15 protein-coding genes are annotated in these 14,675 nt (G+C 56.6%); 9 read left to right on the forward strand and 6 right to left on the reverse strand.

Annotated elements, in window-relative coordinates; all coding sequences use genetic code 11:
* Positions 1-44: 44 nt before the first annotated feature.
* Together dld and GXP72_RS15455 are read left to right on the forward strand one after the other, a co-directional pair.
* On the forward strand, positions 45-1,793 hold the full coding sequence (gene dld / locus GXP72_RS15450; RefSeq protein ID WP_024908152.1) for a D-lactate dehydrogenase: 1,749 nt from the start codon (positions 45-47) through the stop codon (positions 1,791-1,793).
* A gap of 112 nt (positions 1,794-1,905) precedes the next feature.
* Positions 1,906-2,460 carry a GNAT family N-acetyltransferase gene (locus tag GXP72_RS15455; protein ID WP_024908153.1) on the forward strand — a complete coding sequence of 185 codons (555 nt, stop codon included), beginning with the start codon at positions 1,906-1,908 and terminating at the stop codon, positions 2,458-2,460.
* A gap of 139 nt (positions 2,461-2,599) precedes the next feature.
* On the opposite strand, the gene pbpG is transcribed toward GXP72_RS15455, so the two are convergent.
* Positions 2,600-3,523, reverse strand: a complete 924-nt coding sequence (gene pbpG / locus GXP72_RS15460; protein WP_024908154.1) for a D-alanyl-D-alanine endopeptidase — start codon at positions 3,521-3,523, stop codon at positions 2,600-2,602.
* 167 nt (positions 3,524-3,690) lie between these two features.
* Positions 3,691-4,278: a Yip1 family protein gene (locus GXP72_RS15465; protein ID WP_023312454.1), complete on the reverse strand. Its 588-nt coding sequence runs from the start codon at positions 4,276-4,278 to the stop codon at positions 3,691-3,693.
* Positions 4,279-4,435: 157 nt separating this feature from the next.
* On the opposite strand from GXP72_RS15465, the gene GXP72_RS15470 reads away from it, so the two are divergent.
* Positions 4,436-5,008 carry a DedA family protein gene (locus GXP72_RS15470; protein WP_032646544.1) on the forward strand — a complete coding sequence of 191 codons (573 nt, stop codon included), beginning with the start codon at positions 4,436-4,438 and terminating at the stop codon, positions 5,006-5,008.
* Positions 5,009-5,090: 82 nt separating this feature from the next.
* Here the strand turns inward: GXP72_RS15470 and GXP72_RS15475 are convergent, their stop codons facing one another.
* The 4 genes from GXP72_RS15475 to GXP72_RS15490 all read right to left on the reverse strand — a co-directional run bounded on the left by GXP72_RS15475 (position 5,091) and on the right by GXP72_RS15490 (position 9,224).
* Positions 5,091-5,855 carry an SDR family oxidoreductase gene (locus tag GXP72_RS15475; RefSeq protein WP_090419539.1) on the reverse strand — a complete coding sequence of 255 codons (765 nt, stop codon included), beginning with the start codon at positions 5,853-5,855 and terminating at the stop codon, positions 5,091-5,093.
* 50 nt (positions 5,856-5,905) lie between these two features.
* On the reverse strand, positions 5,906-7,324 hold the full coding sequence (mdtQ, locus tag GXP72_RS15480; protein ID WP_090419536.1) for a multidrug resistance outer membrane protein MdtQ: 1,419 nt from the start codon (positions 7,322-7,324) through the stop codon (positions 5,906-5,908).
* Between the two features lie 128 nt (positions 7,325-7,452).
* On the reverse strand, positions 7,453-8,385 hold the full coding sequence (gene dusC / locus GXP72_RS15485) for a tRNA dihydrouridine(16) synthase DusC (RefSeq protein WP_090419533.1): 933 nt from the start codon (positions 8,383-8,385) through the stop codon (positions 7,453-7,455).
* A 41-nt stretch (positions 8,386-8,426) separates the two neighbouring features.
* Positions 8,427-9,224: a helix-turn-helix transcriptional regulator gene (locus GXP72_RS15490; protein ID WP_090419510.1), complete on the reverse strand. Its 798-nt coding sequence runs from the start codon at positions 9,222-9,224 to the stop codon at positions 8,427-8,429.
* 59 nt (positions 9,225-9,283) lie between these two features.
* Here GXP72_RS15490 and GXP72_RS15495 point away from each other — a divergent pair, with 59 nt between their 5' ends.
* The 6 genes from GXP72_RS15495 to GXP72_RS15520 all read left to right on the forward strand — a co-directional run bounded on the left by GXP72_RS15495 (position 9,284) and on the right by GXP72_RS15520 (position 14,635).
* Positions 9,284-9,994 (forward strand): type 1 glutamine amidotransferase, encoded by a 711-nt coding sequence (locus GXP72_RS15495; RefSeq protein WP_090419507.1) that lies wholly within the window; start codon positions 9,284-9,286, stop codon positions 9,992-9,994.
* Positions 9,995-10,178: 184 nt separating this feature from the next.
* A complete protein-coding gene (locus tag GXP72_RS15500) occupies positions 10,179-10,574 on the forward strand; it encodes a CidA/LrgA family protein (protein ID WP_045908676.1) in 396 nt (131 codons plus the stop codon).
* Entirely contained in the window at positions 10,571-11,266 is a 696-nt protein-coding gene (locus GXP72_RS15505) for a CidB/LrgB family autolysis modulator (protein WP_008500916.1), read from the forward strand. The genes GXP72_RS15500 and GXP72_RS15505 overlap by 4 nt, the downstream gene beginning before the upstream one ends.
* Positions 11,267-11,395: 129 nt before the next feature.
* Positions 11,396-12,280, forward strand: a complete 885-nt coding sequence (gene cdd, locus GXP72_RS15510; RefSeq protein WP_048992527.1) for a cytidine deaminase — start codon at positions 11,396-11,398, stop codon at positions 12,278-12,280.
* Positions 12,281-12,406: 126 nt separating this feature from the next.
* Positions 12,407-13,123 (forward strand): outer membrane permeability protein SanA, encoded by a 717-nt coding sequence (sanA, locus tag GXP72_RS15515; RefSeq protein ID WP_008500918.1) that lies wholly within the window; start codon positions 12,407-12,409, stop codon positions 13,121-13,123.
* A gap of 123 nt (positions 13,124-13,246) precedes the next feature.
* Positions 13,247-14,635 (forward strand): glutamine synthetase family protein, encoded by a 1,389-nt coding sequence (locus GXP72_RS15520; protein WP_090419504.1) that lies wholly within the window; start codon positions 13,247-13,249, stop codon positions 14,633-14,635.
* Positions 14,636-14,675 lie beyond the last annotated feature (40 nt).

Raw genomic sequence — 14,675 nt, forward strand, 5'->3', positions numbered from 1 at the left:
TATGCTTTACAGCGAGAAATTTGCCCCACCACAAGGAGTGGAAGATGTCTTCTGTTCGAACAAACGATAACACGGCTTTTATTAACGAACTGTCGCGCCTGGTTGGCTCCTCTCACCTGCTTACCGACCCGGCCAAAACCGCCCGCTACCGTAAGGGTTTCCGCTCCGGCCAGGGCGAGGCGCTGGCGGTTGTCTTCCCCGGCACGCTGCTGGAGCTGTGGCGCGTGCTGAGCGCCTGCGTCGCCGCCGACAAGATCATTTTAATGCAGGCCGCCAATACCGGCCTGACCGAAGGCTCCACGCCGAACGGCAACGATTACGATCGCGACATCGTGATTATCAGCACCCTGCGCCTCGACAAGCTGCACCTGCTGGACAAAGGCGAGCAGGTGCTCGCGTTCCCCGGCACCACGCTCTATTCCCTGGAAAAAGCGCTTAAGCCGCTGGGTCGTGAGCCGCACTCGGTGATTGGCTCCTCCTGTATTGGCGCCTCGGTGGTCGGTGGGATCTGCAACAACTCCGGCGGCTCGCTGGTGCAGCGCGGCCCGGCCTATACCGAGATGTCGCTGTTTGCCCGTATTGACGAAAACGGCAAGCTGACGCTGGTCAACCATCTGGGGATCGATCTCGGCGTGACGCCGGAACAGATCCTCAGCAAGCTCGACGACGATCGCGTGAAGGACGAAGACGTGCAGCACGACGGCCGCCACGCGCACGATCACGACTACGTGACCCGCGTGCGGGATATCGACGCCGATACACCAGCGCGCTACAACGCCGACCCGGACCGCCTGTTTGAATCCTCCGGCTGCGCCGGGAAGCTTGCCGTTTTTGCCGTGCGCCTGGATACCTTCCCGGCAGAGAAAAAGCAGCAGGTATTTTACATTGGTACCAATCAGCCTGAGGTTCTGACCGAGATCCGCCGTCATATTCTGGGTGAATTCACCCACCTGCCGGTGGCGGGCGAGTACATGCACCGGGACATTTACGACATCGCCGAGCGTTACGGCAAAGACACGTTCCTGATGATCGACAAGCTGGGCACCGACAAAATGCCGTTCTTCTTCACCATGAAGGGCCGCACCGACGCGATGCTGGAGAAAGTGTCGCTGTTCAAACCCCACTTCACCGACCGCTTTATGCAGAAGCTGGGCAACGTTTTCCCGGCGCATTTACCGGAGCGAATGAAAACCTGGCGCGACAGGTACGAACACCACCTGCTGCTGAAAATGGCCGGAGACGGGATCGCCGAAGCGCAGTCCTGGCTGACTGAATTTTTCAAAACCGCTGAGGGTGATTTCTTTGCATGCACGCCGGAAGAAGGCAGCAAAGCCTTCCTGCACCGCTTCGCTGCTGCGGGTGCCGCCATCCGTTACCAGGCGGTGCATTCCGAAGAGGTGGAAGATATTCTGGCGCTGGATATCGCTCTGCGGCGTAACGATACCGAGTGGTTTGAACACCTGCCGCCGGAAATCGACAGCAAGCTGGTGCATAAGCTCTATTACGGCCACTTTATGTGTTATGTCTTCCATCAGGATTACATCGTCAAAAAAGGGGTCGATGCACACGAACTGAAGGAGCAGATGCTCGCCCTTCTGCGTGAACGTGGCGCACAATATCCTGCGGAACATAACGTCGGACATCTTTATAAAGCCCCCGACGCACTTAAGCAGTTTTATCGCGAGAATGACCCTACAAACAGCATGAATCCCGGCATCGGTAAAACAACGCGGAAGAAATACTGGAAAGAAAGCGCGGACGCGGAGCAGCGCATAACGCAAGCGTCTGATTAATTCCTACAGCCAAATTTGAGAGATTGTTAAGCGCTCCTTAATCGTAATAGAGTAACTGTCTGACGCCGGAGAAACGTTTCTCCGGCTTTCTATAACGAGGAGCAGGCTCATCATGTCGGCTATTGATGTTTTATCCGAGACCGAACTGGAAGTGCGCGATGCCCTTCCCGATGATGTGCATGCCATCGCCGCGATCTATGCCTGGCATGTGCTTCACGGGCGCGCGTCATTTGAAGAAGTCCCCCCCACTATCGACGAAATGCGTCATCGAATGAAAAGCGTGGCTGAGAATGGTTTACCGTGGCTTATCGCGCTGTATCGCGGCATCGTGGTGGGCTACTGCTACGCCACGCCTTACCGTCCGCGACACGCCTACCGCTATACCCTGGAAGAGTCGATTTACGTGGATGCCAGCATCACCGGGCGCGGTTTTGGCACGGCGTTAATGTCTGCGCTAATTGAACGCTGCGAACAAGGTCCGTGGCGGCAGATGATTGCCGTGGTGGGAGATGGCAATAATAATGCCGGTTCGTTACGCCTGCATAAAAAGCACGGCTTCGTGATTGTCGGTCAGCTGCGCAGCGTGGGCTATAAGAAAGGCGACTGGCGGGATACGGTAATTATGCAGCGCCCGCTCAACGACGGTGACTGGACGCTGCCGGAATAAACGCAAAACGGTAACCTGGGTTACCGTTTTTAGTGTTTACTCCCTCTCCCTGTGGGAAAGGGTCGGGATGAGGGCATCAGCGCGCGCAGGCTTTGTAGGCCGGGTAAGGCGAAGCCGCCCCCCGGCGCTGACAGACGGCTCAGTCGTTCTGCGCCGTCGCCATCTGCTCCGCTTTCTGCTTTTTATACGTCAATGCGGCGGCCGGAACGGGCTGCACTTTTCCTGTTTCAATCCAGGTACGCAGGCGGCTCGCATCCGCAAAGTGCGTGTATTTGCCGAAGGCATCCATCACCACCAGCGCCACCGGCTTACCGTTAAACACCGTGCGCATCACCAGACAGTGCCCTGCCGCATTGGTAAAACCGGTTTTCGTTAACTGAATATTCCAGTTATCGCGGTAAACCAGATGGTTAGTATTGCGGAACGGCAGCGTATAGGCCGGGTTCGCAAAGGTCGCCATCTCTTCACGGGTGGTACTGAGCTGACCAATCAGCGGGTACTGTTTGCTGGCAATCAGCAGTTTCGTCAGATCGCGGGCCGTGGAGACATTGCTGATCGACAGACCCGTCGGTTCAACATAATGCGTATTGTTCATCCCCAGCGATTTGGCTTTGGCGTTCATCGCGCGGATAAACGCGTCGTAGCCGCCCGGATAGTGGTGCGCCAGGCTCGCCGCCGCGCGGTTTTCTGACGACATCAGCGCCAGCAGCAGCATATTTTTACGGCTGATTTCACTGTTCAGCCGCACGCGGGAGTAGATCCCTTTCATCTCCGGCGTGTGGCTGATATCCACTTTGAGCTTTTCGTCCAGCGGCAGATGGGCATCAAGCACCACCATCGCGGTCATTAATTTGGTAATCGAGGCGATCGGGCGCACCAGGTCCGGATGGCTGGCGTAGATCACCTTATTGGTGTTGAGATCGACAATCATCGCGCTGCCTGAAGCAATTTGCGGTTGGGCAGCGGCAGCGGTCACCGCGGGCGTTTTGGCGACGGCCGGCACGGCAGCGGACGCACCCAGCAACAGCGCCAGGCTAAGTAAAGAGACTCGGAATTTCAGCATGGTGAGACTTCTGATAATTATTCACGCACGTCATGACGTACACCGCCTGTATCAACGGATAAACACAGGCTGGCTTCGGCATCATAGCCGTCAGCGGGCGTTGTCGCCAGAGGATAATCGTGAACAGATGCTGCATTGCTGGCATTTACGCCAGCAATGCAGTGAACTCAGAAGAGACGGTATCCATAACCCCAAAGGATCACCGTCAGCGCCAGTAACGCCTCCAGCACCAGCACCCCGATAGCGAGTGTTGAACTGGAAAAACTCAGGCCTTCTTCTTTATTGATATTCAGGAAGGTTGGAACCCCCAGATACAGCAGATACCCGGTGTAAAAGAGGGCAATGGTACCGATCAGCGCGCACAGCCAGACCAGTGGATAGAGCGCAACAATACCGCTTAAGAACAGCGGGGTCGCGACATATCCGGCAAAGACCATACAGTGCGCCAGCGATGGACGTTGCGGGTAGTTACGCGCCATCCAGTGAATGACTCGCCCCATGACCGCCACACCCGCCAGCATCAGACCATAAAAGACGATGGCCAGATAGAGTCCGGTAAACCAGGAAAGCTGAACCACGGTGCCATCACCGAAGTTCCAGCCGATTTGTGTCGTTCCGATAAAAGCGCATATTACCGGCACCGCAGCCATCAGCAGCACGTGATGCGTGTAATGATGCGAGACCGTTTCGTTCTCACTTTTAATGACATGCATTTCACGATCGGGATGGGAGAAAAGTCCCCAGACATGGTTCATAGCGCCCCCTTGTTGTCGGCCCGTCAGCGATACCTTAAGTATAATGCAGGCTTTAGATTATTTTATGTACAGTGGGAAATTTCCGTTGATTTCCCCGCTGTTGATTCATGGGGTATATGATTAAACGAGGTACACAGAGGGAGATAACAGTTACGTAATGGATATTAACGCACTCATTGAACAATATGGCTATGCCGCGCTGGTCATCGGTAGCGTGGCAGAAGGCGAAACCATCACCCTGTTAGGCGGCGTCGCCGCGCATCAGGGATTGCTGAAATTCCCGCTGGTCGTCGCCGCGGTTGCGCTGGGGGGGATGATTGGCGATCAGCTGCTCTACTTTCTCGGGCTGCGCTTCGGGCCAACGCTGCTTAAGCGTTTCACAAAGCATCAGAAGAAAATTCGCCGCGCTCAGCGGCTCATTCAACGCCACCCCTATCTGTTCGTCATTGGCACGCGCTTTATGTATGGCTTTCGCATTATCGGGCCGATACTCATTGGTGCCAGCCATCTGCCACCAAAAATTTTCCTGCCGCTCAATATTGTGGGTGCGATTGCCTGGGCGCTGATCTTTACGACGCTCGGTTATGTGGGGGGCGAAGTGATTGCGCCCTGGCTGCATAATCTCGACCAGCACCTCAAGCACTGGGCGTGGCTGATTCTGGTGGTCGTGGCGGTGATTGGGGTTCGACTGTGGCTGAAGCAACGGGAAAAGAGGCGGGATGAGGAGTGAGTGCGGCCTGATGCCCTCACCCTAACCCTCTCCCACAGGGAGAGGGAACTAAAAACACCCTCTCTCACAGGGAGAGGGGAACCTACCCCTCCGGCTTAAACTGCGGGTTCGCCAGCATAAAGCCCCCGTCGACGATAAACGATTGCCCCGTCGTGTAGCTGGCGTCGCTGTCGCACAGCCACGCGACCAGGCTGGCAATCTCTTTGGTATGGCCCGGCCTTGCCAGCGGGATTTCCGGCATTGAACCGTCCTTCACTTCGCTGTCGTCCATGTCATTCATCGGCGTGGCAATGGCACCCGGTGCGACGGCGTTCACCAGAATATTGTGCTTAACCAGCTCCATCGCCATGGATTTGGTTAACCCGCCGAGCGCGTGTTTCGCCGCCGTATAGGCGCTGGCCTCCGGAAGCGGAGTGTGCTCATGCACCGAGGTGATGTTCACAATCCGCCCCCCTTTCCCCTGCTTCACCATCTGCCTTGCGGCAATTTGTGAACAGAGAAACGCGCCGTCCACGTCGACGGTGAAAATATTCCGCCAGTCGTCAAACGGCATCTCGAGGAACGGCGCTTTGGTCATCGCCCCGGCATTATTGACCAGCACGTCCAGCCGACCAAAACGCGCAATCAGCGTTTCAATAGCCTCAGCGCCTTCCGGCAGCGTGCTTAAATCAAGATGGATAGCCTCCGCGCGCTGCCCCTGCGCTTCGACTTCGCGGCAGGTTTCCAGCGCCCCTTTCTCATCCGAGTGCCAGGTGACGCCAATATCAAACCCGCGCTCAGCCAGCATCAGGGCCGCGGTTTTCCCAATCCCGGAATCCGATGCGGTAACAATCGCTACTCTGGTCATACTCACCTCCTGAAAAACTGCAAAGAGGTAAGTATAGATAATGGCCTTTTTTAGCCATGATGATAGCCACCGCCCAGCGCCGAGGTCAGCTGCAGGGTAGCGTCGACATATTGCCCCTTCAGCAGCACGCCTTCGAGGTGCTCTTTGAGGGCCGGTATTCTGGCTTCACTGACACGGGAGCCCGCAATAATCCCCGCGCTGAAACGCGCCTGTGCCAGCGCCACAACCCGTGCCGCATCTTTTTCAACCTGCTGCTGTTGGCCGTTCTTCGCCATCAGCGTTTCGACTTCGCTGGCGGTGCGTGCCACCTGATTGACGGCCTCCACCACCGCTTTGTTGTAGTTGGCTACCGAAAGGTTGTTCTGCGCCTGAGCGATATCCAGGCTGGCGTTCAGCCTGCCGCTGTCAAAAATTGGCAGCGTCAGCCCGGCGGTGACGCCCATCTGCTGCGCGGATGAACGGAACAGATCGCTCAGGTGGAGGGCATCCTGCTGTAAGAACGCCATCAGGTTCACGTCAGGATAGAACGCCGCTCTGGCGGCCTCTACCTCGCTCATGGAGGCTTCGATATACCAGTGCGCCTCCTGAAGATCCGGACGGCGTGCCAGCAGTTCATATCCGAGCGTCGACGGTAACGAGGCTTCCACCGTCGGCAAGGCGTGCCGCGTAAGCTTCACGGAGGAGGAGTTCGTCAACGCGACCAGACGCGCCTCTATGGCTTTCATCTTCCCGTTGACCTCGGCCAGCTGCTCTTCGGTTTTGCTGGCGTTGATATCCGTTTCGACACCCTCCACCGAGGAGGTGATGCCGTGCTGGTACAGCTCGCGATCGGCACCGATAATATTGTCCTGCTCATGTTTGATCTGCGCGAGAACCTCCCCCGCGGCGGCCTGAGTTTGCCACTCCCAGTAGAGCCGCGCCACGCTGCCGGCCAGCAGCTGTCGGGTCTGCTCCAGCTCCGCTTTTTGCGCATTCACTTTGCCAATCCGGGCTTCGACCTGCGCGCGATTTTTACCCCACAGATCGAGATCCCAGCCTGCGGTCAGGCCAAAGGTGCCGTTGGTGTACCACGGCCCGGTGGTCCCTGCCGCCGGGTCGGTAATGGCAAAGGGCCCCATCAGCCCTTCGGCGGACATTTTCTGACGTTCAGCCTCGGCGGAAAAATCAATTTGCGGACCGTCGGCAGCCATAGCCGCTTTGGCCTGAGCTTCGGCAAGCGTAATCCGCTGACGGGCAATCTGCATATCCGGCGCATCGCTTAATGCTTTTGCAATAAGCCCGTTAAGCTGGGGATCGTTATACGCCTTCCACCACGCATTTTTCGGCCAGTCGGTATAATGCAATGAGGTATTCACAGACTTGGCGGCCGGTTGTGTATTTAGCGGAGAGACGGTGGAATGTTCAGGTGCGCAGGCTGCCAGAATTAATGCAAAGGGGACACTCAGAGATAAAATAAGAGAACGTTTCATTACGCCATATACTCAAAAAATAAAGGCGAAAAATACGCTTGATACTATTTATTTTTTTAGTAATGCGTGGCAATCCGTAAATTGTTATACATTTACATAATCAGAAAATTATTCACCAAATGAATAAATTACTTTGACTGAATAACCCGTGCAATATCAGAGGACGTCTGTAATGTACGAATCTCCTGAAATAACCCCAGCGCTTCATCGTACTCTTTACGTAAATAACTCAGCCACTGCTTAATTCGCGCGACGTGATACAAACCGGTGTCCCCCTGCTTTTCCAGACGACTGTATTTTTGCAGCAGCGTGACGACGTCTGCCCAGGGCATACGCGGTTCGTTATATTTCACCACCCGGCTGAGGTTCGGCACATTCAGTGCGCCGCGGCCAATCATGACCGCATCGCAGCCGGTGGCATGCAGACAGGCCTGCGCGCTCTCGTAGTCCCAGATTTCGCCGTTGGCGATCACCGGAATGGTGAGGCGTTTGCGGATCTCACCGATCGCCTGCCAGTTAATGCGATCGGCTTTGTAGCCATCTTCTTTGGTACGGCCATGCACCACCAGCTCGGTGGCCCCGGCCTGCTGCACCGCATCGGCGATTTCAAACTGCCGCGCGTCGCTGTCCCACCCAAGGCGCACCTTAACCGTCACCGGCAAATGCGAAGGCACGGCCTCGCGCATGGCTTTCGCGCCGCGGTAAATCAGCTCAGGATCTTTCAGCAAGGTCGCCCCGCCGCCGCTGCCGTTGACCAGCTTCGACGGGCAGCCGCAGTTGAGATCCACCCCGTAAGAGCCCAGCTCAACCGCGCGGGCGGCGTTTTCCGCCAGCCATTCCGGATACTGGCCGAGCAGCTGAATACGCACCAGCGTGCCGGAAGAGGTTCGGCTCTGGTTGTGCAGCTCGGGACACAGTCGGAAGAAGGATTTTACCGGCAACAGCATATCGACCACGCGCAGAAACTCCGTCACGCAGAGATCGTAATCGTTCACCTCGGTCAGAAGCTCGCGCACGAGGGAGTCGAGCACGCCTTCCATTGGGGCCAGTAAAACACGCATAGCAGTACCTGTGAAAAAAGACGCGCTATAGTAGCCGCTCTCTATATCGCTGGGAAGCGCTTCTGTTCAGGCAGAAAGTCACCCGGCGTTGCCCCAACAATGGCGCGAAACGCCGCCGCAAATGCCGCCGGGCCGGAAAACCCCAGCATCCAGGCCACCTGCTTAACCGGGTATCCGTTTGCGAGCAGGTCCAGCGAGGCACAAATCCTGGCACGCTGTCGCCAGGCCCGGAAGCTAAAGCCGGTATCGTTGATAAACGCGCGTGAAAACGTGCGTTCAGACATCGTGGCCCGTTCCGCCAGCCTTTCCAGAGAAAGATCCCAGAGATTGTTGGCAATGATGTCACAGGCAATGCGATGTAAGCGCTCATCCACGGGCATCGGTAATTCGGCTGAGATTTGCTGAGCTTCACTGAGGATATCGAGCAGCAAAACGGCCATGCTGCGCTGACTGGCTGGCCGGTATTCCGCGCTGAACAGCCCGGCAATCAGTTCTTTGAACAACGCTGTTGCCATAATCACATGAACCTCGTCTTTCCGCATAAAAGGCTCACATTGCGCTATCAGCGCCGGGCTAAACCAGACCGCGCGCAGCTCCGTTGTGGATAACACGCTGTAGGTATGCTCCTGAAAGGGAGGGATCCACAGCGCGCGCTGTGGCGGTATGACCCAGCGTTTGCTGCCGGTTTCGACCAGCATGACCCCTTTGATGGCAAACAAAAGTTGCCCCTGCGAATGCTGGTGAGGCGGATCGACTTCGCCGCGCGTATAGCGAATTGCCCCTCTTGACCATCCGATAGCATCGTCGTGAATTGGCGTTTTATCGATAACGGTTGGCATTTCACATTCTCCCCTTCCTCTTATGATGCTGCTTGTACACGTAACCAGAGAGAGACGCAATGCACATCCATTTTATTATTCATGAACATTTCGAGGCACCAGGCGCCTATGAAATCTGGGGGAAAAGTCGCGGCTGCAGTCTGAGCTACACCAGAGTGTATCAGGGCGATTCGTTACCTGAAGAACTGGGGAACACAGACCTGCTTATCATCATGGGAGGCCCGCAGTCACCCGCCACCACGCGTGAGGAATGCCCCTGGTTTGATGCGCAGGCGGAAAAGGCACTCATCAGCCGCGCGATAGAGGCAGGTAAAACGGTGATAGGCGTTTGTCTGGGCTCGCAGCTTATCGGTGAAGCGCTGGGTGCAGCGTTTTGTCATAGCCCGGAAAAAGAGATCGGCAAATTTCCCGTCAGGCTCACAGATGCAGGCAAGGCGAACCCGCTGTTTGAGGACTTTGGCAGCGTGCTGAACGTCGGTCACTGGCATAACGATATGCCTGGGTTGACGCCGCAGGCTAAGGTTCTGGCTTACAGCGAGGGCTGTCCCCGCCAGATCGTGCAATACAGCGAACGGGTTTACGGTTTCCAGTGCCATATGGAGCTGACGCCGGAGGTGGTAGAGTTGCTGATTGAGCATTCGCAGAGTGACCTCCGCCGCGCGGGTGAATTCCGTTTTGTCGAAACGGCGGAAAAACTCCGCTCGCATGATTATCGCGAAATGAATCAGGTGCTGTTTTCTTTTCTCGATAAACTGACAGCCTGTCGCTGATACCTTCTCTGGCACGCCGTTTCGCCAGCGCAATCCCTTTCCTCTAAACTGTAGCCTGCACCGTTATGGTGATACCGGACGTTCCATTCCGGAATGTCTGGTATGCTCAAAATTCATGATGTGATCCATGGCACATTTTTAGGTTTAATTGTATGATGAATGCGTTTCAGCAAGGACTATCACCATGAGCAAATCATTGAACATTATCTGGCAATATCTGCGCGCATTCGCCCTGATTTACGCCTGCCTGTATGCCGGGATTTTCATCGCGTCGCTGCTGCCCATCACCATCCCCGGCAGCATTATCGGCATGCTGATCCTCTTCGTGTTGCTGGCGCTGCAAATCCTGCCCGCAAAGTGGGTCAACCCCGGCTGCTTCGTCCTCATTCGCTATATGGCGCTGCTTTTCGTGCCTATCGGCGTCGGGGTCATGCAGTATTTTGATTTGCTCAAAGCCCAGTTCGGCCCGATTGTGGTCTCCTGCGCGGTCAGTACGCTGGTGGTTTTCCTGGTGGTGAGCTGGAGTTCACATCTGGTGCATGGCGAACGTAACGTGATTGGGGAGAAAACAAAAAAATGATGGACAATATCTGGTGGTCCCTGCCGCTCACCCTTGCAGTCTTTTTCGCCGCACGTAAGCTTGCCGCGCGTTTCAAAATGCCCTTGCTGAACCCCCTGCTGGTGGCGATGGTGGTGATTATCCCGTTCCTGCTGCTCACCGGCATTCCTTACGAACGCTACTTTGCCGGCAGCAAAATCTTAAACGACCTGCTGCAACCCGCCGTCGTGGCGCTGGCGTTTCCTTTATATGAGCAGCTGCACCAGATCCGCGCCCGCTGGAAATCCATCATTACCATCTGTTTTGTGGGTAGCCTGGTGGCGATGATCACCGGCACGTCGGTGGCGCTGCTGATGGGCGCTTCCCCACAGATTGCGGCGTCAATCCTACCTAAATCGGTGACCACGCCTATCGCGATGGCGGTTGGGGGCAGCCTCGGCGGTATTCCGGCCATCAGCGCGATGTGCGTCATTTTCGTCGGTATTCTCGGCGCGGTGTTTGGCCACACTCTGCTAAACGCGATGCGTATTCATACTAAGGCGGCTCGGGGGCTGTCGATGGGCACCGCCTCGCACGCGCTGGGCACGGCCCGCTGCGCGGAGCTGGATTATCAGGAAGGGGCATTTAGCTCCCTAGCGCTGGTGATCTGCGGGATTATTACCTCTCTGCTGGCCCCGTTCATTTTCCCGCTTATTCTGGCAGTGATGGGCTAAAATTTGCGATGCGTCGCGCAAATTTCATTTTGATTTCATAAGTTGCATACATAATGAGAAGTGGATCACATATAAAGCCCTGACGGCTCCGTAAACTACCGATCCATTAACCTTTATGAGGCAAACGCCATGCACCCACGTTTTCAAGCTGCTTTCGCCCAGCTTGCAGAGAATTTGCAGTCAGCCCTTGCTCCCGTTCTGGCAGATGCGCACTTCCCCGCCCTGCTGACCGCGGAGCAGGTCACGATGCTGAAACAGGCAACGGGACTGGACGAAGACGCGCTGGCTTTCGCACTGCTTCCTCTGGCTGCTGCCTGCGCGCGGGCCGATCTCTCCCACTTTAACGTCGGGGCCATTGCGCGCGGCGTCAGCGGCACCTGGTACTTCGGCGGCAACATGGAGTTCCTGGGCGCAACCATGCAGCAGACCGTTCACGCCGAGCAGAGCGCTATCAGCCACGCCTGGCTGCGCGGTGAAAAAGCCCTGAGCGCCATTACCGTTAACTACACCCCCTGCGGCCACTGCCGTCAGTTTATGAACGAGCTGAACAGCGGGCTGCAGCTGCGCATCAATCTGCCAGGCCGCGCGCCGCACACGCTGGGGGATTATCTGCCTGACGCGTTTGGCCCGAAAGATCTGGAGATCAAAACCCTGCTGATGGACGAGCAGAACCACGGTTTCGCCCTGTCCGGCGATGACCTGAGCCAGGCGGCGATTACCGCCGCCAACAAGAGCCACACGCCGTACAGCAAGTCCCCGAGCGGCGTGGCGCTGCAGTGCCGCGATGGCCGAATCTTCACCGGCAGCTATGCGGAAAACGCCGCGTTTAACCCAACGCTGCCGCCGCTGCAGGGCGCACTTAACCTGCTGAGCCTGAACGGCTATGACTATCCGGACATTCAGCGCGCCATTCTGGCCGAGATTGCCGATGCGCCGCTGATCCAGTGGGATGCCACCGCCGCAACGCTCAAAGCGTTAGGCTGTACGACAATTGACCGCGTACTGCTGGCGTAATCCTTCCGGCGGGCAGAAATGCCCGCCAGTTTGCTGAAAAACCCCTCAGTTGAGTCGCTGTTTCTTGCGCTAACCAGGCGGGTAAAGTAGCCTGAGTTAAATTTCATCCACGCACGAGCCATCTGCATGTTAAAGCGCGTTTTTTACAGCCTGTCTGTCCTGGTCGGCATACTGCTGTTGATCGTGCTCGGTCTCGACCGCTGGATGAGCTGGAAAACCGCCCCCTACATCTTTGACGACCTGCAGGACCTGCCCTATCGTCAGGTTGGCGTGGTGCTCGGTACCGCCAAGTATTACCGCACCGGCGTCATCAACCAGTATTACCGTTACCGCATTCAGGGCGCGCTGAACGCCTACAACAGCGGCAAGGTGAACTACCTGCTGCTGAGCGGGGATAACGCGCTGCAAAGCTACAATGAACCGGTGACGATGCGTAAGGACCTGATTGCCGCAGGCGTGGATCCTGCCGATATCGTGCTCGACTACGCCGGGTTCCGCACCCTGGACTCCATCGTGCGCACGCGCAAAGTCTTCGACACCAACGACTTCATCATCATCACCCAGCGCTTCCACTGCGAACGCGCACTGTTTATCGCGCTGCACATGGGCATTCAGGCACAGTGCTATGCGGTGCCGTCGCCAAAAGATATGCTGAGCGTGCGCGTCCGCGAGTTCGGTGCCCGCTTTGGTGCCCTGGCCGATCTGTATATCTTCAAACGCGAACCGCGCTTTTTAGGCCCGCTGGTGCCGATTCCGGCGATGCACGAAGTGCCGGAAGACGCCCAGGGTTACCCGGCCGTCACGCCCGAGCAGCTGCTCGATATGCAGAAAAAAGAGAAATAACAGCACCCCTTTATACTTTCTTTACGCCGGGCCTGGCGCTTTTTATCTCCCCTTTACGTCGGCTCTTTTAAGCTGAGTTCACTGCCGCTACGGCTTCATTGAAGAATGACTATGAACTCGATAATGAATGCGTTTTTCCTCAAAAGTCTCCGTCCGTATTTTAACCTTCCCGGTTTATCACTTCCTGGCGCACTCAATTCCGGTCTCTGGCTTGATGAAAAAATTGACGCCCTGCAGCACAACATTTCAGTGGAAGTAGCCGATTACCTGGAACGTTACCCGCAGACGAAACATGTAGACGTTTACCTGAACGATATCAACGGCACGATGCGTGGCAAGCGTCTGTCGGTGGAGAGCATGCTGAGTCTGGAAAAAGGCTGTTACTTTCCCCTTTCGGTCTACTCGATGGATCAGAAGGGAAAAATCGCCGCCCCGCTTCATGATGAACCGGACCGACTCTGCGTTCCGGTCGCCGGCTCCCTGCGTCCCTGTCCACAAGATCCGCAGCACAACGCGCAGATCCTGCTGACGATGAAAGACAGCGACGATAGTCCCTGCCCGCTTGAGCCGCGCGTGATACTGCAGAACGTACTGGCCCGCTTCCACCGGCACGGCCTTTTCCCGGTGATTGCCCCGGAAATCGAGTTCTATCTGACGGGGCATGACGATCGGGATCCGCAAAATCAGGGCTGTTTTCATATGGATACCTCGTCGGCGCATGCCGCGCTGTTTGACGAACTGGAACAGCTGGCGCACCTGCAGCACATCCCGCTGTCAGGGGTCGTAGCGGAAGCCGAGTCCGGTCAGTACGAATTAAACCTGAAGCACAGCCATCGCGTCGTTGAGGTCTGCGATAACGTGCTGGCGCTGCGTCGCCTGACCCGATACGTTGCCGAAAAGCACGGCCTGCAGGCCAACTTTATGGCCAAGCCCTTCAGCGAACTTTCCGGCAGCGGCTTGCACTTCCATTTCAGCCTCAACGACAGCCGCGGCGAAAACGTCTTTGCTTCCCCGGTTAACGCGCTGAACAGCATGGTGCGTTTGTGCATCGCGGGCCAGCTGGCGCTGATGCCCGCCTCTATCGCCATTCTTGCGCCAGGCGTCAACGCGTTTCGTCGCCTGCGTAAAAACCTGACGGAACCCGTATTTAACTCCTGGGGCTATAACACCCGCTCCGCCGCTTTGCGTATTCCCTGCTCGGAAGACCACAACCGTCGTATCGAGTACCGGCTGGCCGGGGCTGACGCCAATCCGTATCTGGTGGCTGCTACTATTCTGACCGGCATGCTGTACGGGCTGGAAAATATCGACGAGGAGGAGTTGCCCGAACCGCAGCACGATCAACCTGAACTGCCGCTGTTTCAGCAGGAGGCGATTGAGACTTTTGCCCGCTGTCAGTACCTCACCGACAGCCTGGGCGACGCCTTTTCCGAACAGTGGATCGCCTGCAAGCTCTCTGAACTCGACTGGTTTGAACGCATTGTGACCCGAGAGGAGTCACAGCTGGCATAAGGCATAAAAAAAGCCCGCTCGGTGAGCGGGCCGGGTATCG

Source organism: Enterobacter sp. SES19, assembly GCF_011765665.1.
In the GTDB taxonomy this organism is placed as follows: Bacteria; Pseudomonadota; Gammaproteobacteria; order Enterobacterales; family Enterobacteriaceae; genus Enterobacter; species Enterobacter pseudoroggenkampii.